16 protein-coding genes are annotated in these 21,446 nt (G+C 56.3%); 6 read left to right on the top strand and 10 right to left on the bottom strand.

Annotated elements, in window-relative coordinates; all coding sequences use genetic code 11:
- Position 1: 1 nt before the first annotated feature.
- The gene (locus tag VEV40_RS02265) at positions 2–4,495 is read right to left on the bottom strand and encodes a glucoamylase family protein (RefSeq protein WP_324829845.1); all 4,494 of its coding nucleotides are present in this window, start codon (positions 4,493–4,495) and stop codon (positions 2–4) included.
- Positions 4,496–4,508: 13 nt separating this feature from the next.
- Positions 4,509–6,332: an ABC transporter ATP-binding protein gene (locus tag VEV40_RS02270; RefSeq protein ID WP_324829847.1), complete on the bottom strand. Its 1,824-nt coding sequence runs from the start codon at positions 6,330–6,332 to the stop codon at positions 4,509–4,511.
- Between the two features lie 352 nt (positions 6,333–6,684).
- On the opposite strand from VEV40_RS02270, the gene VEV40_RS02275 reads away from it, so the two are divergent.
- Together VEV40_RS02275 and VEV40_RS02280 are read left to right on the top strand one after the other, a co-directional pair.
- The gene (locus VEV40_RS02275; protein ID WP_324829848.1) at positions 6,685–8,529 is read left to right on the top strand and encodes a hypothetical protein; all 1,845 of its coding nucleotides are present in this window, start codon (positions 6,685–6,687) and stop codon (positions 8,527–8,529) included.
- Between the two features lie 341 nt (positions 8,530–8,870).
- Entirely contained in the window at positions 8,871–10,448 is a 1,578-nt protein-coding gene (locus VEV40_RS02280) for a L,D-transpeptidase family protein (protein WP_324829850.1), read from the top strand.
- A gap of 4 nt (positions 10,449–10,452) precedes the next feature.
- On the opposite strand, the gene VEV40_RS02285 is transcribed toward VEV40_RS02280, so the two are convergent.
- Together VEV40_RS02285 and VEV40_RS02290 are read right to left on the bottom strand one after the other, a co-directional pair.
- Positions 10,453–10,956, bottom strand: a complete 504-nt coding sequence (locus VEV40_RS02285; RefSeq protein ID WP_324829851.1) for a YcbK family protein — start codon at positions 10,954–10,956, stop codon at positions 10,453–10,455.
- Between the two features lie 72 nt (positions 10,957–11,028).
- Entirely contained in the window at positions 11,029–11,817 is a 789-nt protein-coding gene (locus VEV40_RS02290) for an SDR family oxidoreductase (RefSeq protein ID WP_324829853.1), read from the bottom strand.
- A 62-nt stretch (positions 11,818–11,879) separates the two neighbouring features.
- Between VEV40_RS02290 and VEV40_RS02295 the strand changes: the two genes are divergently transcribed.
- Both VEV40_RS02295 and VEV40_RS02300 read left to right on the top strand, forming a co-directional pair.
- On the top strand, positions 11,880–12,245 hold the full coding sequence (locus tag VEV40_RS02295) for a cupin domain-containing protein (protein ID WP_324829854.1): 366 nt from the start codon (positions 11,880–11,882) through the stop codon (positions 12,243–12,245).
- Between the two features lie 35 nt (positions 12,246–12,280).
- A complete protein-coding gene (locus VEV40_RS02300; protein ID WP_324829856.1) occupies positions 12,281–12,979 on the top strand; it encodes an ankyrin repeat domain-containing protein in 699 nt (232 codons plus the stop codon).
- A gap of 28 nt (positions 12,980–13,007) precedes the next feature.
- Here VEV40_RS02300 and VEV40_RS02305 read toward each other — a convergent pair whose 3' ends face one another.
- Together VEV40_RS02305 and VEV40_RS02310 are read right to left on the bottom strand one after the other, a co-directional pair.
- Positions 13,008–13,466, bottom strand: a complete 459-nt coding sequence (locus VEV40_RS02305; protein ID WP_324829858.1) for a dUTP diphosphatase — start codon at positions 13,464–13,466, stop codon at positions 13,008–13,010.
- Between the two features lie 58 nt (positions 13,467–13,524).
- Positions 13,525–13,755 carry a hypothetical protein gene (locus VEV40_RS02310; RefSeq protein WP_324829859.1) on the bottom strand — a complete coding sequence of 77 codons (231 nt, stop codon included), beginning with the start codon at positions 13,753–13,755 and terminating at the stop codon, positions 13,525–13,527.
- Between the two features lie 429 nt (positions 13,756–14,184).
- Here VEV40_RS02310 and VEV40_RS02315 point away from each other — a divergent pair, with 429 nt between their 5' ends.
- Both VEV40_RS02315 and VEV40_RS02320 read left to right on the top strand, forming a co-directional pair.
- Positions 14,185–14,886, top strand: coding sequence for a GNAT family N-acetyltransferase (locus VEV40_RS02315; protein WP_324829860.1), 702 nt, complete (start codon positions 14,185–14,187; stop codon positions 14,884–14,886).
- Positions 14,887–14,903: 17 nt separating this feature from the next.
- The gene (locus VEV40_RS02320) at positions 14,904–15,677 is read left to right on the top strand and encodes a lysophospholipid acyltransferase family protein (protein ID WP_324829861.1); all 774 of its coding nucleotides are present in this window, start codon (positions 14,904–14,906) and stop codon (positions 15,675–15,677) included.
- A gap of 2 nt (positions 15,678–15,679) precedes the next feature.
- Here VEV40_RS02320 and VEV40_RS02325 read toward each other — a convergent pair whose 3' ends face one another.
- The 4 genes from VEV40_RS02325 to VEV40_RS02340 all read right to left on the bottom strand — a co-directional run bounded on the left by VEV40_RS02325 (position 15,680) and on the right by VEV40_RS02340 (position 21,278).
- Positions 15,680–17,785 carry a DUF1800 domain-containing protein gene (locus tag VEV40_RS02325; protein WP_324829863.1) on the bottom strand — a complete coding sequence of 702 codons (2,106 nt, stop codon included), beginning with the start codon at positions 17,783–17,785 and terminating at the stop codon, positions 15,680–15,682.
- 220 nt (positions 17,786–18,005) lie between these two features.
- Entirely contained in the window at positions 18,006–18,659 is a 654-nt protein-coding gene (locus VEV40_RS02330; protein ID WP_324829865.1) for a protein-methionine-sulfoxide reductase heme-binding subunit MsrQ, read from the bottom strand.
- Between the two features lie 137 nt (positions 18,660–18,796).
- A complete protein-coding gene (msrP, locus tag VEV40_RS02335) occupies positions 18,797–19,768 on the bottom strand; it encodes a protein-methionine-sulfoxide reductase catalytic subunit MsrP (protein ID WP_324829867.1) in 972 nt (323 codons plus the stop codon).
- A gap of 130 nt (positions 19,769–19,898) precedes the next feature.
- Positions 19,899–21,278, bottom strand: a complete 1,380-nt coding sequence (locus tag VEV40_RS02340) for an APC family permease (RefSeq protein WP_324829869.1) — start codon at positions 21,276–21,278, stop codon at positions 19,899–19,901.
- Positions 21,279–21,446: the final 168 nt, after the last annotated feature.

Below are 21,446 nucleotides of genomic sequence, written 5' to 3' on the forward strand. Positions count from 1 at the left end.
CTCAACCGGCTTTCTTAAACGAAGCCACTTTGACGCGTCGCGGTGCAAACTGTTTGTACTCGGCGCGCAGAGTTGCTTCGCTCACAGGCTTTTCGTGCAGCAGCAGCTCGGTCGCTTGCAGCTCTGGGTTGGCGTGGAACCATTGCTTTGCTTTGTCTTCATCGAGCAGATTGAGAATAGCCAGTAACGACATGCCCTGATGGTGCGCCATCCATTCCCGAACTACTTGTGGGTTACGAACTGAATGCGAGTAGTCAATAGCTTCATAGAAGCCATATACGCCAGCCCATCCTTGCCCGGCCATTCGCTTCAAATTCCGCAGCGCCTCTGTCGTATCAACGTCCAACGCGAGAAAGCTTGAGTATGGCGAAATAACCGGCCCAGCCATTGCATCCCACTTCAATGAGATCTGTGGTATTCCGAAGGCCTGATAGTGATAATGGCCTCCGCTGTCTTTCTGCGCGTATCCGCATTCCGAAACACCCCATGGAATGCGGTGCTCACGTGCAAAACTGTGCTGCACCTGGACCACCGCCGCCAGCGTGCGGGAAACGAGTGTTTCCGGATAACTCCGCATCCACAATGATGGCATCAGATATTCGAACATCGTGCCTGTCCATGAGATCAGCACCGGGCGTCCGAAGGCTATCGTGTGCGTGCGGGCAAGTTTGAACCACGTCTGCTGTGGAACGTCGCCTTTTGCAATCGCAATAAAAGCGGCGATGCGTGCCTCCGACGCCAGCATGTCATAGCACGCCGCATTCAGTTTTTTTGCTTCCACGTCATAGCCGACTGAGAGCAACAAACGCCCCTTCTGCAGGAGAAAAGAGAAATCCATCTCGTCCGCCAGCCTGTGCGCTTCATCGGAAACCACATGCAAACTCTGTGCTAGGTTGTAAAGCCGCTCTTTTGCCCTAGGAAGAAGCGAGCGCAGCTGTTCACCCAGGAAGACGTGCGCCTCATCCTCACGCGTGGCCCATGCGCGCGAGAGACGGGAGTCAAGCTGTGCAGCGAAGTCTGCTGCTGCGCCAAGCGAGGGGAACATCGTTTCTTCGCGCAGGCCAATCTGCGGAAGCTCGCGCAGCGACGCGAATTCAGGCAACAGCCACGGCATATACTCCCTTAGGATTGCGGTTAAAGCGGCGACACGTCGTTGCGCCTCCGCAGCCCACCATACGGCCTCTCCTTCAAGCTCCACAGCATCGTCGAGCAGGGAAGCTTCATGTTCCAGCAGCCATGCGGCCCATGTATCAAAGCCTGCGCCATGCGCAGGCGGCGCAGGCGCGCCTTTTCGAGCAAGCGCGGGAACATGTAGCTTCAGCAGTTGCCAATAGGTGATGAATCCATCAAAGTGCCGCTGCGAAATAAGCGGGTCTCGCAGCAGGAACAGCGCGCCCATGCGTAGCGTATAAAGCGATGCCACCAGGTTCCCGCTGTCCACCGTCGAAACAGTGACCGGTTTTATCGGTTCCAGAGTCTGTGTGCTGTACCAGTTGTAGAGGTGACCGCGAAATTTCCCAAGCCGCGTCATCGTTGTAAGGCTCGCGTGCGTCAGTTCCGCAAATTCCGGGATCGTAAGGAAGCCAAATTCACATGCAGCCTGTCGCGCATTCAGCAGAAGTCCCAGATTTGTTGGTGACACGCGCGCTGCCTCGAATAGCCGGTCTTCCTCCACATTGTCCGGAATCAGATAGTGGTGCTCCTCGCCGCCGAATTGATGAAAGTAGCGCCAAATGCGCGCCGCTTGCTGACGCAGGAATGTGTCCTCCTCGCCGGTTAGCTGTTGCCGCTGCTCCCGCGGAGCATGGTTAAGCCAGAGCGTAATGCTGCCGGAAAATCCCCACAGCAGCAGCACCGGAGCGGCGACGACTAACGACTTAGGCTCGACGGCAAGGATGATGACTGCCAGAATAATTGCCGAGAGTGGGATGATAGCCAGATAGCGGTCAACCGGCGTAATTCGTCGAGAGGAATTCTCTGCTTCCGCCGCTGTCTCCCACTCCAGCAGCCGTTGACCTGTGACAAAGCGGCGCACCAGGGAACGCACAATCGCATCGATAATCAGCATCGTCTGATGCGGAAGAAAAATCAGATTGAGCAGTGTGATAAACGCGCTTTGCAGAAACCCGGACAACCCTTCGCGCACAGCGCCCTGCTGTTCGCTGACCAGTGCGCGTCCCGTGCTGAAGATCAGCTGCACAAACGTTGGCAGGAACATCAACAGCAGCGTGGCAGCAGTCCAGTAAAGCGCTCCTCCTGGCAGCCCAAGCCATCCTGCCACCAGCAGAATCATTGTCAGCGGCTCAACCAGTGATCGCCGCAGGTTATCGAAAATCTTCCAGCGTGAAATTATCGAGATCGGATTGCGTACATAATTTCCTGACTCATCCGGAACACGCCCAAGGAGCCACTGGACAATCTGCCAGTCGCCGCGAACCCAACGATGTTTGCGACGGGTATAAGCGGAGTAATGCGAGGGATAGTCGTCGATGACTTCGATGTCCGTCGCCAGCCCAACGCGCGCATAAGCGCCCTCAATCAGATCGTGACTGAGTAAGGAATTACGCGGAAAGCGGCGGTCAAGCACCGCATGTAGTGCCGCGACTTCGTAAATCCCCTTGCCGGTGAAAATGCCCTCTCCATAAAGGTCCTGATACGTATCTGAGATGGCGCGCGTATAAATATCGAAACCAGTCTGTCCTGAGTAGATGGAAGCCAGCCGCGACCGCGATGCCGAATGTACGCTGACACCCACACGTGGCTGCAGGATCCCGTAACCATCTGTAACTATGCGCTTCTTCGGATCGATGATTGCCTTATTGAGCGGATGCGCCATCGCGCCCACCATGGCGTTGGCTGCTCCCCGCGGCAATTGTGTATCAGAATCCAGTGTAATGATGTAACGGACGTGCTTCAGCAATTCCAGATTTCCCACCTTGACCGGAAACGCATCGAAGGCGCCAACCAGCAGTTTGTTCAAATCAAGAAGCTTGCCACGCTTGCGCTCCCAGCCCATCCACACGCCTTGGCGCGAGTTGAAGAGGCGATGACGATGGAGCAGGAAAAATGTCCCGTTTCGAGGAGATGAATAGCGCGCGTTTAGGTCATTGATGAGCCGGACCGCCAGATCCACGAGCGGATCAGTGTCATTCTCCTGGGGACGCGTGATCGAATCCGGTAAATCAGTGAGCAGGGCAAAATGCAGGTTCAGATCGGGATTGGCAAGAAAGCGGACCTCAAGCCCCTCCACCAGTTCACGCGTCTGCTTTTCGTTGATGAGAAGCGTCGGCACCACAACCAGCGTTGTATCTTCGGCTGGGATGCCCTCGCTGAAGTTGAGCTTGGGCAAAGCCCGGGCCTTGAACAGCGAAGTGATTGTGTTGTTCACCAGGTCCACAGCACCCTGGGTAACCGGCAGTAGCATGAAAAGAAATGCCACACCAAGGCCGCCGAAGATCGCATGGTTCGGAATTAGCGGCAGAAGAATGATCCCGATTAGAAGAACGGTTAGAATTTCAATGGAACCAATATAGAACTCATCTGCATGATGCTGAATCGCAATGCGGATTCTGTCGATAAATGGCGGGCGATAGCCTACACGCGCGGCAAGATCCGCGAAGCCTTTGTCGATAAGATAGTAGCCAATGTGCATTTGCCGCGCGCGCAATCGCTCACTCGGGAAATGTCGCTCGCGCGCTCTGTCTGCCATATTCAAGGCGGCGCCGGCAACATCCCACTCCGAGCCTTCCGCGTAACGGGCAATTTCGGCAACACGTTTGCGATACTGCTCGCGGCTTTCAAAGTCCATACCCGAATAACACTGCGCGGGGTCCTGCTTTAATAAGGCTTCAAAAACAACCAACTCTTCAATCAACGATGCCCAGCCGGCATACCCGATATCGCGTACGCTCCTGATGCGCATTTGCAACATTCCGTCAGGCCCCGCTGCAGACGATGCAGGCTCGTGCAGCCGCGCACTGGCCTGCGCCAATATCCATTCCAGCAGCAGAAACTTGAGCATCGTAGGCACGGCCCACAACTCTTCCAGTTCCAGCGGATCAGTCTTCTGCGCTTCATCAAGAAAGGCGCGAAAACCTTCTGCCGACCAAACCGAGGCCGCGGCATCGAGGTAGGCTGCAGCAAGAGCCGTGGCGCGTGTCTCTTCCTGCTGGCTTGTCAACAAAACACGCGGCAACCGTTCTGCTTTGCGGCGAATCGAAAACGCCTCCAGCACAACAGACCGCAGCAGCCGCGGGTTCTCACGTATCTCCAGCAGCGGATCGGGGCCCATCGACGGACGTCGGTCTAATCCTGCTATTTCGGCGGTAAGAAGGTCTAGTGCGTCGCGTGCCGCCTCCACACGTCGCGTAAAGCCGCCTCTTCTCCCTGGCTGATGGATGAGTTGCCAGCCGTCTGTTGTTGCGCGTGCCACCGCGCGCAATTTTTCCAGGGGAATCTGCGTGTCCTGAACTTCGATGGGTACCTGCTCTGTCATGAATTTCTGTTCTTTATCGATAACTGGCAGCCTGCATCTCAAACATTTCTGCGTATCGTCCACTCTGCGCAACCAGCTGCGAATGGGTGCCCTCTTCCACCAGCCGTCCGCCTTCGAGCACAACAATGCGGTCTGCCATGCGGACGGTTGAGAAGCGGTGCGAAATCAGCAGGGCCATCTTCCCTTCCGTAAGTTCCGCGAAGCGTTCAAAAACCTCAAGTTCGCTCTTCGCATCCAGTGCTGCCGTCGGTTCGTCAAGAATTAAAAGCTGAGCGTCGCGCAAATATGCGCGCGCCAGTGCGATTTTTTGCCATTCACCGCCTGAAAGATCTACGCCGCCTTCAAACCGCCTCCCAAGCGTCTGATCATAGCCATGCTGCAGCTTGGCGACTACGCCGGCTGCAAGGCTTTTCTGCGCCGCACTCTCAATCTCCGCTTCCGTATGCGGAATCTCAACCCGCCCGATGGCAATATTTTCACGCGCAGTCATCTCATAACGCATGAAATCCTGGAAGATGACACCAATTTCTTTGTGCAGGTCTTCAAGCGAATACTCGCGCAGGTTGACGCCATCTAGAAGAATCTCGCCTTCCGTGGGGTCATAGAGGCGTGTAATCAGCTTCACTACCGTCGTCTTGCCCTGGCCGTTTTCGCCGATCAAAGCGATCCGCTCGCCGGGGCTTAGCGCGAAATTAAAGTTCTTCAGTACCTTCCGCTCAGTCCCTGGATAAGCGAATGAAACATTGCGGAACTCGAACCCGCGCTGGACTGGGCTCGGCGCGGGAAGAGCATCGGACCTCGAATCGACAGTCGGCTTCATCTCGAAGAACGCAATCAAGTCTGTCAGGAACAGTGCCTGGTCCGCAATGCCTGAAGCGGTGGAAAATACCTGTTGCAGGTTCGAGCTTGCCTGCACAATCGCGTTGGTGATGAAGTAGAACGTTCCAATGCTGTAGTACCCGTGCACAGCGCGCCAGATCACATACGCATACGACCCGTAATACCCAAGCGTGCCCAAAATCCCCAGCAGGCCGCCGCCGACAAGCTTCTTGCGGGAAAGCGCGACATTCTCTTTGTAAATCTGCTCTGAGAGGCCGGCGAAGCGAGTCGTCAGATACTCATTCAGGTTAAAGAGTTTCAGTTCCTTTGCCGCTTCCTTGCTGCCTCCCACCTGCCGCAGGTAATCCATCAGGCGTTTGGCCGGAGTCTGGCGGAAGTTCTTCGCATACCCCAGAAAAGCAAAATGCGTCTCCCCGACGAACGAAGGAATGATACCGAGCGCCAACAACAACATCAGCCACGGTGAGTAGTAGAGAAGCGTCCCGGTAAAAACCAGCGTCGTGATGATCTGCTGGTACATCCGCCCCATCTGCTGGATCAGCACCAGACGGTCCGTTGCCTGTACCCGCGCCCGTTCCAGCCTGTCGTAATAAACGGGATCTTCGTAAGTGGTTAGGTCAAGTTGCGCTGCCTGGCGCATTACCTCGATGCTGACGTGGTGCGTGTAGCGGTCTGCGAGCAGAGAATCAAAATAATCGATTGTCCTTGTCAGAATCCCCGCGAGGACGGCCAACCCAACCTCGAGCCCCACAACCCACCAGAAATGGTTCGGCAGGCCCTGGTGCCGCAGAACGTGCTCCACGCCATTGATGATCCACGCAGCCACTTTGGCGATAGCCCATGGCATCACCGCGACAAAGACGCGCAGAATCAGCCCCCAGGCGACAACCTGTGGTCCTGACTCCCAAAGAATCTTGAGAACCGGTGGGACATTCTTCAGCGCGCGAATGCGGTCTGCCCACGCATTCTGCGTCCCTGGATTCTGGTTTTGGCTCATGAGTCAGGCGCTCAACCTCATCCGCACACCTATGCGTAGCTTCTGAGGAAGAAGTCTTTGGGGTGAGATGCAAACCCATGTAAGCGTGTTGTTTACGGAAAATTCACATTTTGTTTCCCTGTTTTGAGTTTCGCGTTGGTTTTCGCGGCTTATTCACGGGAAATTCGCCGGACTTTAACAATTGGCTGGGAATCTAAGACAGGATTCGCCGCAACCCCCAACTACAGAAGGAGGGAATTTGCCGTTTGAGGACAAAGCAATATGTGTGTTCGGGTGTACCACGGTAATCCAGTCAATTAAATCCTTGGCCGTCAGGTAAGTAGAGGAACCCCGTTTGTTAAAGAGAGGTCAAATGAACACGAATTTGAAAGCGCTGGCAAGTCTTGTGCTGGCATCCGCCTTTGTGATGACCGGCAGTGCACAGACCGCTACCACACCGACGGTGCACGCGGCAAAGAAAAAGGCCGTTCCGGCGAAGCCCTCGGTGCAGTCGCAGATTGAACAGCTTCGCGAGCAGTTAAACTCCCAGAGCTCCCAGATCCAGTCATTGAAACAGCAACTTTCCGACCGCGACGCTCAACTACAGCAGGCGCAGCAAACGGCTGCTCAGGCACAGGCTACGGCGCAGCAGGCGCAGCAAGCAATCCAGACCCAGCAGACAGCTGTCAGTGAGAATAGCCAGGCTGTTGCCAGCCTTCAGGGATCGGTTACAGACCTGAAGACCAACACCCAATCCATTGTCTCCACCGTCCAGGAGAACCAGGCGCAGGTCAAGAAAGCCATCGAATTCCCCGACGAAATCCATTTCAAGGGCGTTACCCTGTCTCCAACTGGCAGCTTCATAGCGGCGGAAACTGTATGGCGCAGCGGCGCGACTGGTGGGGATATCAACACCCAATTCAACGGTGTGCCTCTTAATCACTCCAATGCAGCCCAACTGTCCGAGTTCTACGGCACCGGCCGTCAGTCACGAATCGCCCTCAAAGCTACAGGCAAGCTCGACAACATGAAACTGACCGGCTACTACGAAGCCGACTGGCTCAGTGCCGGGACTACCTCGAACGACAACCAGTCCAACAGCTACACGATGCGACAGCGCCAGCTCTGGGCGCAGGCCTCTTTGAACAACGGATGGCAGTTTACCGGCGGCCAGATGTGGTCCCTTGCCACCGAGACCGGGCACGGCCTCGATACCGGCACCGAGGTTCTTCCGTCCACGATCGACTCGCAATACGCCGCAGGTTTCGTCTGGGAGCGCCAGTGGGCCTTCCGCGCCAGTAAGAATTTCCATGATCGGTTCTGGGTGGGTGCTTCGGCCGAAAACCCTGAAACTCTGAACCCTTCCGGCAGCAGCCTGCCACTTAATGTGGTGATCGGCTCCGCTGGCAATGGGGGCGGCCTCTACAGCACCTTGGCAAATTACTCCTTTAATCTCGCTCCAGACATTCTCGGCAAGGTGGCTTTCGAGCCGAAGTCCGGCGGTCACTTTGAGGTTTTTGGTGTCTCCCGCTTCTTCCGCGATCGGGTATTTCCGAATGCCTCATCTGCTCCAATCCCGCCAGCGACATCACTTAGCGGCACCTCTGCTGGCGCATACAACGACAGCACCGTCGGCGGCGCTATTGGCGCCAGCGGCCGGTATCCCTTCCTCCAGCGGAAGTTGACGATCGGATTGAAGGGTCTGTACGGAATGGGCACGGGTCGTTATGGTTCCTCAACCATTGCCGACATCACTCTGCGTCCAGACGGTCAGATCGCCCCGCTGCGCAACTTCGACGCTATCGGCACAGTGGAAGCCAACGTAACTCCACGGCTCATGGTCTATTTCAACTATGGTGGCGATTATGTCTATCGCCGCTACTTCGGTAAAGTTGGCTATGGATCGCCACTTACCAACATGAGCGGTTGCAATATCGAACCGCTGCCGGGCGGCGCTGCAAATGCGAATGGCGGCACCGGCTTTTCGCCCTCTAACCCATCCAACTGCGGAAACCAGACCAAGGACGTACAGGAGTTTGTCGGTGGCTACTGGTATGACATCTACCGCGGCGAGCATGGTCGTCTGCGGCAGGGCATCCAATACAGCTACTTCCAGCGCCTTCTCTGGTCAGGTGCCGGTGGTACGACGAACCCCGACGGCGCTGCCTATGGTGCGGACAACATGTTCTGGACCTCGTTCCGCTACTACCTTCCATAGAAGTGTTGTATCAGTCTCTATAAGAAGGGCATCCGGATTCGGATGCCCTTCTTCATTGAAGAAAAAGGCCGCAAGGGAAGAGTCGCTGCGTTCAACTGCGAAATCATAGCTCTGCCTTGTCCAACTGCAAAGGGACCCTTTTGCTGCTGTAGAAAACGGATGGATTCTCTTAGAAGTGCTTTGCCTCGGTGGTTTAATAGGCCATGCTCTTTTCAGTTCGTCGAAATGTCCTGAGTGCAATTATCAGTGTCTTTTGGCTTGCCGCCTTTGGATGCAACTCACAAGCTGCGAATTCGCCGCAACAGCAGCACCAACCTGTCAGTAGCGTTGATCTTGGTGCCGTGTCTTCGCGCTTGCATGAGATAGCAGCCGCCGGAAATCTCGCTGACCTGCACTGGCCTAATTTCACTGACTATCGTCTGCATTTCCAGCACATCTACGAAGCGTCTAACTTCGAGCCAGTCTGGCTCAATAACGGCAAGCCCACGCCGCAGGCGTTGGCTGTCATTCAGGCGCTTGAAGCCAGTCTGCAGAAGGGCCTCAATCCCGACGACTACGACGCTTCGCGCTGGCCCGACCGCCTGCATTCCCTTGATGGCTCACCCGCTCCCGACACACTCGCGCAGTTCGATGCTGCGTTGACAGTCGGAGTCATGCGCTATATCTCCGACCTGCACATTGGTCGCGTTAACCCGAAGCACTTCAATTTCGGCATCGACATCGAGCAGAATAAATACGACCTGCCCCAGTTTGTAACCACGAAGGTCATCCATGCCGCCAATGTCCAGAGCGTGCTCGACGAAGTTGAGCCGCCCTATAACGGCTATAAGGCAACTGAGGCCATGCTGCAGAAATATCTGCAACTTGCCGCTCAAGGCGATGGGCCGCAGGTGCCGGACGTTACAAAGACAGTGGCTCCCGGCGACCCCTATGCCGGCGTGAGCCAGCTTACGCAACGGCTTCGACTCTTCGGCGACCTCCATGCCGATACCTCGATCGATACAAGCTCACCCACCTATTCCGGATCGCTCGTGAATGGCGTCAAGACTTTCCAATCACGTCACGGACTCGCATCCGACGGCAAGCTGGGAAAAGAGACAATCCGCCAACTCAATACGCCGCTTTCCCGGCGCGTGGTCCAACTGCAGGACGCGCTGGAGCGCTGGCGCTGGCTGCCTCCGCAATTTCCTCAGCCTCCGATCGTAGCCAATATCCCTGAATTCATCCTGCGCGCCTTTGGCCCCGGCCAGAAGGTCGCTTTAGCCATGAACGTTGTCGTGGGCAAGGCAATCCGCACGCAGACGCCCGTATTCGCGAAGGACATGAAGTACATCGTCTTCCGCCCGTATTGGAATGTGCCGACATCGATCCTGCGTGGGGAAATCATCCCCGGCATCACGCGCGACCGCGGCTACATCAGCAAGAAAAACTTTGAGGTGACTGATTTCAACGGCAAAGTCATCACCGACGGGCCCATCAGCGATGATGTGCTGACACAACTGCGCGCCGGCAAGCTGACCGTTCGCCAGAAGCCAGGTCCGACGAATTCGCTGGGACTGGTAAAGTTCATGTTCCCGAATGAATACAACGTCTACCTGCACAGCACGCCAGCGCAGGAGCTCTTTTCGCAATCGAGACGCGACTTCAGCCATGGCTGTGTCCGCGTCGAAAAACCGGCACAACTTGCCGCCTATCTGCTCCGCAATCAGCCTCCCTGGACGCTCGAAAAGGTTCAGGCAGCGATGCAGTCCGGCCCGGACAATCAGCAGGTGAATCTGACCACGCCGATTCCCGTTTTGATTTTGTATGTCACGGCAGTCGTCGAGGAGGACGGATCCGTCCACTTCTTCGACGACATTTATGGATATGACAAGACGCTTGAAGCCGTACTAGCCAAAGGCCAGCCCTATCCAGGGTAGCTGTTTACCAGCGCCGTACGCGCCCTACATCAACGTGCACAAAATCCGATGAGGCATAATACCCAACGCCGCCGCGCTGCATTGCCAGGGCCGCATCACGCACCTGCGCTGTCGGCACGCCGGGCACGCGGATATCAATTGCTTTCGCTTCCATGTGCTGGCTGTGCAGGGCCACGCCGTGCCCATGCTCGCGCAGCCAGTTGTTGCTCCACGGAGTGCGATAGCCGCAGACAATGTCAATCTCGCCGTTGGGATGGCCGAGCCGCGTCATCAGGTCGTGTAGCAGATCAAACTCTCGCAGATCGTAGTCTTTTTCGTCGCCCGTGCGGTGGTCGCGCAAAAAGCGATCGAGCTGGGCCACGGCAGCGGGAAGGTAGCGGTCACCAATGCGATAGACTACGTCGATGTGCTCACCTGTATGCAGATGGTAGAGACGGAGACGGTACTGTTCAGGGTTGACTGGAGCATCGCCGCTTGCTGCGTGTAAGGACGAACCCGCGAGCAACATCAGACCGGCAAATAATCCAGCGAGAAGAGGCTTTCTACGCTGAGTGGAACAAAACACAATCTTCTTATTTTACTAGAGTCCGCGGTACGAACCACCATCAACGAGCAGGGTTTGACCTGTCACGGACGCTGCCGGTACGGAAGCCAGCCACACGATCGCGGCCGCGACTTCCTCTGGCGTAGCCATTCGGCGGACGGGAATGTCCTGCAAGAGATCGCGCTCGGCCTGCTCAATGCTGACGCCTTTAGCGGCGGCGCGCTTTTCGAGAATCTCAACCGCACGCCCAGTCGAGGTAAAGCCGGGACCGACGTTGTTGACCGTAATGCCATCCGGGCCAAACTGCCCGGCCAGCGAACGCACCAGCCCCATCACTCCCGCACGAATGGAATTTGAGAGCACGAGCTCCGGTGTTGGCTGTTTTACCGTGTAGGACGTGATCGTGACGATGCGTCCCCATTTCTGCTGCTGCATAAATGGCAGCACGGCTTGCGCGAAAGATACGATGCTGCGTAGGTTAAGCTGCCAGGCGCGCTCCCACTCGTCCATGGTGGTAGACAAGAACGGCTTAGCTGGAGGGCCGCCTGCATTGGTGACGCAAACATCGATTCGCCCGAATTTCTGATGAGCAGACTGAACGAACCCACGAACCGCGCTGTCATCACTTACGTCGAATGCGCGGGTGAATGTCTGCACACCGAAGCGCTCCGCAGCCTCACGGGCCACTGCTTCAAGCGGTTGCGGCAGGCGCGCGCAGAGTGCAAGATGCGCGCCCTCGGCTGCGAAAGCAAGCGCAGTCGCTTTGCCAATCCCCTGACTGGATGCGGCAACTAAAGCAACACGGTTCTTAAGACCTGTATCCATGGCAATGGCTCCATACTATCTGAGGATTGGTAAGATTGGTGCGCCGCCTCACGAAGGGAGAAATGATGCCTGCAAATTGGAAGCACACTCCGCTCTCGACAATTCCTGTCGAGCACCTCAACCCGCTTCTGGAACGCCAGTTCGTACACGGCGAACAGGCCATGCTCTCGCGGCTGCTGCTGCGCAAGGGCTGCATTGTTCCCGAGCACAGCCACCATAATGAGCAGATCACCTACATCCTCGATGGAGCGCTGCGCTTCACCCTCAATGGCAACGAAGTCGTAACGGTCCATTCCGGCGAGACACTGGTGATTCCACCCAACGTGAAGCACAGCGCAGAAGCGCTGGTAGACACGATCGATCTTGATGTCTTTGCGCCGCCGCGGGCGGACTGGATTCAAGGAACGGACGCTTACTTGCGGAAATAATCGGGCCTCGCATTCAAATTAGAGGAGGTTCTCAGGTGAACAGCTCCAAGCTTGAATCCATGTTGGGCGAACTTGTTGACGGTCGTACCGAACTGGTCTTCGATATTCTTGAAGCCGGATGCCGGGCAGACTACAAAGGGAATAATGGCGTATCCCTCATTCAACATTGTGCTTACTACGGCGATGTGAGCGCCATCCGCTTTCTTCTCGATCATGGTGAGTCGTTGGATTCACTGGGCGAGAATTTTGGCCTGAATGCCGCTGCGTTTCACGGGCACTGGAGACTCTGCAAGTTTCTGCTCGAACAGGGCGCCAGGGTCAATCAGCCCGACGATCATACTGGAGAAACGCCGCTCCATGCAGCTTTAAGCAAGACAGACCGCTTAGTCTACGATCGCGTGCTTGACGTGCTGTTGTCATTCGGCGCTGATCCGAACATGGCGGCCAAGCCTGCCGTTGAAACCGGCGCCTTCATGCGAGATTGCAGGACCAAGGGCGAGACTCCACTGCATCGCGCCGCCGCTTTTGGTGATGAACAGACAATAAGCCTTTTGCTGAATGCAGGCGCAAAAATAGACGCAAAGGACATGAATGGCGATACGCCGCTGGCCTGGGCCAGCTGGTACTTGCGCCCCGACGCTATCCTAAGACAGCTTTGCTATGGCGACTTCCGGATCCATCCTCAACGCCAAAGCATGAGGGCGTATCTGCTGGGGAATCCTCACGCCTTATAGGCGTTACACGAAGAGGTCATCTGCCGGGTTACAGGCCGCTCGAGCCAAACCCCTTTGCTCCGCGCGAACTCTCTGCAAGTGCTTCAACAGCGATGATCTCAAGATGGGTCATGGACTGAAACGGAGACATCTGCGCGATCTTATCGCCTTTGCGAATGGTGACGCTGGCGTCCGTCTTTTGAAGTTCCGCGTGCGTCAAGGCTCCCTGCATGTCATGCGCAACGCGCAGGGAGTACTTAGGCTGGTTAACATTCACAAGGCACACGAGGATCTCTCCTCGATACCCGGCATCGATTCGGCCGCCGGCATAGGTGATGCCTTTGGCTGCCATCGAAGAACGATCGCCCAGGACAAAGCCAAATCCTTCCGGCCCTTCTACGGCAATGCCGGTCCGCACCCGGACAGGAACACCGGGTTCGAGCACAACATCTTCAATCGCGTAAAGGTCAAAACCCAGGTCACTACCGGCATAGTTCACTGTAGGCACACGTGCATCTGGGTGGAGGAGTTGCACCTTGATCATTTCGTCGGGGAAGCTTTCTCAGTTACTTAGCGCCGTTTGCGGCAGTCTGTCTTTTCTGTTTTGCCCACCGGCGCTTCTGCGCATCAGCGATGCGCTTACGCGCGTCCGCGCTCAAATGGCGCTTCTTGCGGACGCCTGACGATCCTCCGGAAGCAAACAGTTTATTGCTGCCGGAACCTTGCAGCAAGGCGCGCACCTTCTCCAGGCGGCCGATTTCTTCGTCGATAGCAACAATAATTTGGTCTCTTGTCATTCTTTTGTCCTTACTAACTTAAGTGCAAGCCTTTCAAAAAGAGGTAACGGGGAACATCGGCAAAATCCTGAGATTTTAGCCAACTCTTAAAGCTTTCATAACTCAGGCGAACCTTTCAAGTCAAAATTCGGATTTAAAGTACCCACTTTTTGCAGGTTAGAGGTTACCTTTCTCCGAAAGGCTTGTAATTGACCAAATTGGAACATTCACGATCAATTCGCAGCCTTTTCTCGCCTCTTTCAAATTGATTTACAAGCTACGTAGCATTATGATGGCGTGTTTACTACTTTACGCGTTGTTCGGCCCCGCAAGCTAGCTGCTCCGGCGTCCTCAGTTCCTGGATTGTTTGAGCTTCCTTCCGGCGGTTCCCCAGGACTTCTAACTCCCCACATTTCTGTCGAATTAGGAAGATATCAGATTCGGCTTGCTATGTCCGAGGATGAGCGTGACGCAGCCTGCCGCTTACGATTCAAAGTCTTTAACATCGAATTGGGTGAAGGACTGATGTCGTCATACTCTACCGGGCTTGACAAAGACCGCTTCGATCTCATCTGCGACCATCTCATTGTCGAAGATCGTTCGTCCCGGGAGATTGTGGGCACCTATCGCATGCAGTCAGGCAATAAAGCACGGAGGCACTGGGGATATTACAGCGCACAGGAATTTGACTTCACTCCTTATGAAGCCATCCGCAACCAGGTGCTTGAATTAGGTCGCGCCTCCATTGATCGCGACCATCGTTCGAGTGAAGTATTGACTTTGCTCTGGCGGGGAATCGCTCAGTATTGCAAGTGGCACGGCTTACGGTATCTGATAGGTTGTTCCTCGCTCAACTCCCAAGACCCGGCGGAGGGTTGGGCCATTTACGAGCAGTTAACGCCTTTCCTTGCAGCAACGGAATTTCACACAGTACCAACCACGTCCTGTGTTTTGCCGTCGTCCAACGCGCTGCTCGAAAATCCTCCCCAGATTCCGAGGCTGCTGAAGACGTATATTGGAGTAGGGGCGCGAATCTGTGGCGAACCGGCATGGGACCGGGAATTTGGCACGATCGACTTCCTCACCCTGCTCGACCTGCGACAGCTGACCCCCGCTGCGAGGAACCGATTTCTACCCGACGAAGAACATTAGAGAGCTTTAGCCGCAGCATGTTTCGCCTCACTGGCCTGTTGCTCACGTTGCTCGTGTTATTGGCGCGCTTCGCCTGGCTGCGCGTGAGCAAACGCCGTCTCACGCTTGCAGACCGGGCCGCATGGTTGCAGTCAGCCTGTTCGCTGGTACTGCGTCGGCTTTCCATCTCGCTCACGACCGAAGGCCCATCACCCAGGACAGGGCTCATAATCTCCAATCACCTCAGCTACCTCGACATTATGCTTCATGCCGCTGCCGGCCCCCGGATTTTTGTCTCCAAGTCAGAAGTGCGGTCGTGGCCGCTTCTCGGTTGGCTGGCCCGTTGCGGCGGCACTATATTCATTGTCCGGGGCAGCCGGTCAGGCGCGACGGAAGCGGCCATCGGCATCGAGTATGCTCTGCGCTCGGGCATAACCGTGGTGCTCTTTCCTGAAGGCACCAGCACAGACGGCACAACGCTTCGGCCCTTTCATTCTTTTCTCTTTGAGCCGGCAGTGGAAGCCGAATCGCCCATAACCGCCACGGCGGTCAGCTACGAAGCCGAAGACACAGTGGAACGCAATCTCTGCTACTACGGAGACATGGGGTTTATTTCAAATCTGATCGACATGGCAGGTCACCGCAGCATCCATGGGCGAGTCCGTTTCGATGCGAAATCACGCGTCTATGGCAACCGCAGGCATGCAGCGAACGACACCTGGGAACGGGTGGCCCGGCTACGTCTACACGCTGACATGGATATGCCCAGGCATGCGCGGCATTACAGTACTCTGGCCGGCGAAGCACGTTGAGCTCACAGCATCTGGAATTCAGGCGAGCCAAGAATGAGCGCGGCCATCATATCCAGTTCCTGGCCCGCATCCTGCGATCCAGTCTGCGCTAGTTGATCCCGAATCACTGAATTTGTTTTCTCGGAAACATCCCCAGTAATCAGCATCTGTTCCATTAGGGCGAGCGCTTTATCTTGGCCGTTTGGTGCGAAAGTCTGCGTCATGGCAATGGATTCTGCCACAGCCCCGCGATGCGGCGCTTCACTTTCAGCCGGTTGCGCCAGCAATCCTGAAGCAAGTAGATGCGGCGCATCGAACTTCATTCCACCCAGCTTGCTCGCCGTCATCTGCATGGAGAAATTCAGGCGATCCACCAGCGCAGCCGAGTTCATCCAGTGATCGGCTGTCATGGGATACCCCGTCGGCGGCTGCATTTCATAGAGCGGCTCTCCCATACGCGCCAGCACGCCTACCAGCGCGCCGGGATTGGTTGGATTCGTGTCCGTGGCGCGGAACGCCGATGCGACAAACTCCAGAGGTGTCTTCACCTTGTTGCGATAATCTGCGCGCGACCAAAACTCGGATGAATGCACCATCGTGCGCAGCACCTGCTTGATATCGCCGTCGGACGACAAATATGTCTGCGCCATCCGGTCCACCAGCGCTGGCGGCGGATCGTCGGCAACAAAGCGCTGCGCCAGTTTGTAGCTGATAAAGTGCGCGGTTTGCGGCTGCGCAGCCAAGAACATCAGCGCCCGTACGCCTTCATTAAAGCCGTCTTCCTTGACTGTCTGCCCAAACCACTTCTTAGTGCCCGGCTCATGCCGCCGTGGATCGTACACAAACGGCCCGCCCAGTTCTGGATGGTCAATCGTCCAGCCAGTGAAAACCTTCGAAAGGTTCGTGACATCGGCTTGCGTGTAGCCGCCGTTCACGCTCACCGTGTGCAGTTCCATCACCTCGCGGCCGTAGTTCTCGTTCAATCCGCGCTCGGCTTGTTTGGGATTGAACCTTTGCCGGTTCGCTGCAAGTGAGTCCGGCCCTATGCTGGTGCGGTTGTCCAGATAGTCGAGCATCGCCGGATGTTCCGCCGTCGCCAGCAGCAGGTCTTTGAACTTGCCCAACGCATGAGCGCGGATGGCGTTGCGCTCGTAATCAGCAAGGTAGTACGTCTCAATCGGGTTCTTGTGCAGAAAGATGTTGAAGTGGTTGAACCAGAAGTCGGTCATCACTTCCTGCAACTGGCGCTCACTCAAGATCGCGCGCAGTATCTTCGCCTGTTGCAGCTCATTCTGAGGCACGCCAATGCCCGCAGCGCCTCCGCCCATCATCTGGAACAGTTCGCGCTCGCGCGGCGCGAAATCGTTCATCAGCATCCCGCGCTGCGGTTCGGTAACACGGTGGCAGAGGACCATGCGCTGCTCCACCGGCAAACGCATGATTGCCTGCATGCGCAGGTTCTTCGGATAGCCGAGAATCTGGTCGGCCAGCATTTGCGCCGTGGGTCCGCCCTGCTGGTCATCTTCATCCATGTCGATGGGTGGCGGCGGGGCCTGCATTGCGTTCGTTTTTGGCGTTGCAGGTTCTGTCATCTGGTTCGGGGCAGTATCTTTCGCCATGTCGATGGGCGCCGGAGCCTGCGTTGCGGCCACCTGGTTTGCTGCGGCTTCCTTCGCCTGTTTCCGCCTGTAACGCGCCAGCATGACTTCATACGCGCCTGCGAGCATGGGATCCTGCGGCATGGACAGCTTGCCTGCCGCAATCTGGCGGATCACGCCGCCGTCGGGGAAATTCATCGCTACTTGAGGCGGCGCCATCGTCAGCGATGGATATGCCGCGAGGCGTTTATCGAGTTCCGTGTCCGGAATTGAGTCGGGATTAAGTTGCTGGTCGAACCACGCCTCCCAGCCCATTTTTGTGACCGCTGCCACATCGCCTGGCCGTGGCCCGAAGGTGAAACGGTCGAGAATCTGCTGCGCCCGCTCTTCATTGGAGAGTGGAGCTAGCGCAGGTTCACTTTTGGAGGGAGGCTTGTGATGCGACGTAGTGTGAGAAGAATTCTGCGCAACAACTGCGGCTGACAGTAGAACAACACCGACAACTGTGAGAGATAGAGTGGCGCGAATCATCAGATGAATACTACCCGGCAATCTGTATAAACCAGAATCCGTGCCCAGAGTTGCGCGGGTTCTTATATGTTCGTCATCCTGAGCGAAAAGAAGGATATGCTTTTCTGCAAATAGTCGCCCAAAAATGTGTGCCCATCCTTTGCGAAGCCGGGGTCCCTAGCACGCGTGTTGTTCGCGTGCTGGGGTGGAGAAGCAAAGGATCGGAAGGTACGAACCAAACTCAGCTTTGAACTGTTTTTTCAGCTTCTGTTCTCTGTTTTGAAGTCCGAGCCGCATAATCCAGCACGGGACGCGCCAGCAACAACACAGCAAGCACGACTGTAATGGTGAACGGCGTTCGTACACCCGCTTTTACACCCCACCAATAATGCACCACCCCGGCAATTGCCGCCACATACGCCAGCCTGTGTAACGCCTGCCAGCGCTTGCCACCCAGCTTGCGAATCGACCACGTCGTCGACGTCAGGGCCAGCGGAACGAGCAGCAGCCACGCCGTCAATCCAGCCATGATGAACCGCCGCCGCGTGATGTCATTTACCATCGTGGCGATGCTGAAATTGGAATATAGCCAAACGTAGGTCAGCAGATGCAGACAGGCGTAGAAGAAGGCGTACAGTCCAAGCATCCGCCGAAAACGGATGGTCCAGCCCAGCTTCGGAATCAGTCGCCGGACCGGGCTGATGGCAAGTGAGATTACCAGCAGCCGCAGCGTGCCCTTGCCGGTAAAGAAGGTGACGGCTGCAATTGGGTCAGCCCCGAGCGCATCGGGCGCAACCGTGCTCGCGCGCCAGAAATTCCACACCAGCCATGCAATCGGCGCAAGACAGGCAATGTGCGCCAGCACTTTAAGAAAGATGATGATTCTCTTCGACATAAAAATCAGGAAGGGTAAAAGCACCGGCCTTCAGGCCGGTGAAAATTGCGCCCCGAAAGAAGGGCTTCAGCCCTGAGTTCTTATTGCTCTGAAATATCCGAGAAAATAACCAGAAGACTCAACCCCGCGAAAATCCACTAATAGTACCGCCGCAAATCCATCCCGTTATAAAGGCTCGCCACCTGGTCCCCGTATCCATTGAACATCAGCGTAGGCCGTCGCTGTTTAAAGACTGGCTCACCAATGCGCCGCTCAGTTTTCTGGCTCCAGCGCGGATGATCAACATTTGGATTCACATTCGAGTAAAACCCGTATTCCTCCGGTGACTGGTCGTTCCACGCCGTGTGCGGTTGCTTCTCCACAAAGCGCACCTTCACAATCGACTTCGCCGATTTGAAGCCATACTTCCACGGCACCACAATGCGCACCGGTGCGCCATCCTGATTTGGGAGTGTTTCACCGTAGAGCCCAAAACAGAGCAGCGTAAGCGGATGCATCGCCTCATCCATGCGTAGTCCTTCAGAGTAGGGCCAGTTGAGCGAGGATTGACTTAACCCCGGCATCTCCTTGCGGTTTTCGAGGGTAAGGAACTGGACGAATTTTGCTTTGCCGAGTGGCTCGCATTCCTTGATGAACTCGGAGAGCGAATATCCCACCCAGGGAATCACCATGCTCCACGCTTCCACGCAACGCATCCGGTAGACGCGCTCCTCCTGCGGACGCAGCTTCAGCAGCGTGTCGATGTCAAAGGTTTTCGGCTTCGCCACCAGGCCCTCCACCATCACCGTCCACGGACGCGTCTGCATCCGCCCCGCGTATTTCGCAGGATCGCCCTTCTCCACGCCGAACTCGTAAAAATTGTTGTAGTTGGTGATGTACTGGTACGGCGTCAGGTCTTCACCCGTGGTTGAAAGCGGACTCTTGATCGTATCGAGCTTCGTGCCCGCCTCTACGCCAGTCTTTGGATCGATAATGCGCGAGATGCGATTTCCCGCAAACGCCGCGAGACCTGCGGCTCCGGCGGCGGCCATAAATGTTCGCCGGTTAAGATAGGCAGATTTTGAAGTGATCTCAGAAGAAGGAATGTCGCTCGGTTTGCGAATCAACATCGTGCGGTGCCCTGTCTTTCCCTGTTACCAGACTAAAGTACGCGTCAGCGCGCGGCGTGGATGTTTTTCACGCCACAAACATCTACTTTTTATGACGCAGCGAAGAAGGGATTAGTTACAGAAAGGGTCTTCAGGCCCGGCCCGCAAACGGCCACTCCCGCCGCCTGCGCGCGCGCCAGAAATACAGAATGCTGCCCGTTACTGCGATCGCGCCCGCATAAACAAACTCCCGCGAAGCATCGGCCCGCGAGAACACGATGAACAAAAATCCCGCGAGCGCAAGCACCGGCGGCAGCGGATAGAGCCACAGTCGAAAGGGCCGCGCCATATCCGGACGCTTGATGCGTAGCAGCATCACTCCAATCTGTTGCAACACATATTGCAGAATGATCCGGATCGCCACCAGGGCCGCAATCACATGCGACAGGTTGAAGAAACAGAAGACAGCAGCCACCAGCCCCAGAGCAATCAGCGACACATTTGGGAAGCCGTGTTTTGGATGCAGCTTCGCAAACGCACGAAAGTAGTTGCCGTCAAGCGCCGCCGCATACGGGACACGCGAATAACTCAGCAGCAGCGAAAAGACTGAGGCCAGCGCCGTCCACATTACCAATACGGCCAGAACTCGCGCTGCTGCGTTTCCAAATGTCCGCTGCATCAGAACTGCGACCACAGCATAGCGCCCGTCGCCGCCCTTCACCAACTCCTGCCACGGAATCACGCCGAGCACGCTGATGTTCATCGACAGGTAAAGTACCGCAACAATCGCAATCGAAAACAGCACCGCGCGTGGAATCGTCCGTCCCGGCTCGCGTACTTCACCGCCGAGAAAGCAGACCGTGTAATAGCCCCAGTAGTCATACGTCGCAATCAGCGTGGCCGCGCCAAGCCCTTGAAAGAACGCTGGCGTCAGATGAAACGCGCCCGCCGGCATCGCCAGTTGAGACGCGTGAAAGTGCGTCACGCCCGCCAGAATCACTGATCCGATGGTCAGCAGCACGCCCGCCCATAACACCCACGCAAGCCGTGTGATCGTACTCAGGTTGCGATAGAGCAACGCAAGAATCAGCAGACAAATCGCTGCCGCCAGTATGCTCGTGTAATGCAGCCGCGCGATTCCCGGCACAGCCAAATTCAGCGATGGCCAGAGATAAGCTGCGTACTGCGCCAGCCCAATGCAGCCCGAAGCAATCGAGAGCGGCGCGCTAAAGCCAAGCTGCCAGATATAGAGAAACGAAAACCACCGCCCCGCGCCATCGCGCCCGTAAACCTCACGCAGGAAGGCATACGAGCCGCCTGCCTCAGGCATGGCTGCGCCTAGCTCCGCCCACACCAGCCCGTCGCAGACGGCGATCAGCGCGCCCAGAATCCAGCCCAGCATCGCCTGCGGCCCGCCCATCGCCGCTACCACCAGTGGCAGCGTAATGAACGGTCCCACGCCGATCATGTTCATCATGTTCAGCGAGACGGCGTTGCCCAGGCCCAGTTGTCGTTTCAGTTGCGACGGCATCGTTCGAATTCATCTAATAAACGCAAGTAGAAAGCTTTGAAGGGGGCACGGCTTCAGCCGTGCCGGTAGTTGACACAACGATTGCGGCTTTAGCCGCCGAGGGACCGCATTTCATGCCTTCGCCGTTCAAATCAAATAAGACAGTGCGTGGATTGTACACTGTGCATA

It is taken from the genome of Alloacidobacterium sp., from assembly GCF_035631355.1.
Classification (GTDB): domain Bacteria; phylum Acidobacteriota; class Terriglobia; order Terriglobales; family Acidobacteriaceae; genus Alloacidobacterium.

Excerpts from the sequence above, each read along its gene's own strand:
- VEV40_RS02265 (WP_324829845.1), bottom strand. The coding sequence starts at position 4,495 with ATGACAGAGCAGGTACCCATCGAAGTTCAGGACACGCAGATTCCCCTG.
- VEV40_RS02270 (WP_324829847.1), bottom strand. The coding sequence starts at position 6,332 with ATGAGCCAAAACCAGAATCCAGGGACGCAGAATGCGTGGGCAGACCGC.
- VEV40_RS02275 (WP_324829848.1), top strand. The coding sequence starts at position 6,685 with ATGAACACGAATTTGAAAGCGCTGGCAAGTCTTGTGCTGGCATCCGCC.
- VEV40_RS02285 (WP_324829851.1), bottom strand. The coding sequence starts at position 10,956 with ATGTTGCTCGCGGGTTCGTCCTTACACGCAGCAAGCGGCGATGCTCCA.
- VEV40_RS02290 (WP_324829853.1), bottom strand. The coding sequence starts at position 11,817 with ATGGATACAGGTCTTAAGAACCGTGTTGCTTTAGTTGCCGCATCCAGT.
- VEV40_RS02295 (WP_324829854.1), top strand. The coding sequence starts at position 11,880 with ATGATGCCTGCAAATTGGAAGCACACTCCGCTCTCGACAATTCCTGTC.
- VEV40_RS02310 (WP_324829859.1), bottom strand. The coding sequence starts at position 13,755 with ATGACAAGAGACCAAATTATTGTTGCTATCGACGAAGAAATCGGCCGC.
- VEV40_RS02315 (WP_324829860.1), top strand. The coding sequence starts at position 14,185 with ATGTCCGAGGATGAGCGTGACGCAGCCTGCCGCTTACGATTCAAAGTC.
- VEV40_RS02320 (WP_324829861.1), top strand. The coding sequence starts at position 14,904 with ATGTTTCGCCTCACTGGCCTGTTGCTCACGTTGCTCGTGTTATTGGCG.
- VEV40_RS02325 (WP_324829863.1), bottom strand. The coding sequence starts at position 17,785 with ATGATTCGCGCCACTCTATCTCTCACAGTTGTCGGTGTTGTTCTACTG.
- VEV40_RS02330 (WP_324829865.1), bottom strand. The coding sequence starts at position 18,659 with ATGTCGAAGAGAATCATCATCTTTCTTAAAGTGCTGGCGCACATTGCC.
- msrP (WP_324829867.1), bottom strand. The coding sequence starts at position 19,768 with ATGTTGATTCGCAAACCGAGCGACATTCCTTCTTCTGAGATCACTTCA.
- VEV40_RS02340 (WP_324829869.1), bottom strand. The coding sequence starts at position 21,278 with ATGCCGTCGCAACTGAAACGACAACTGGGCCTGGGCAACGCCGTCTCG.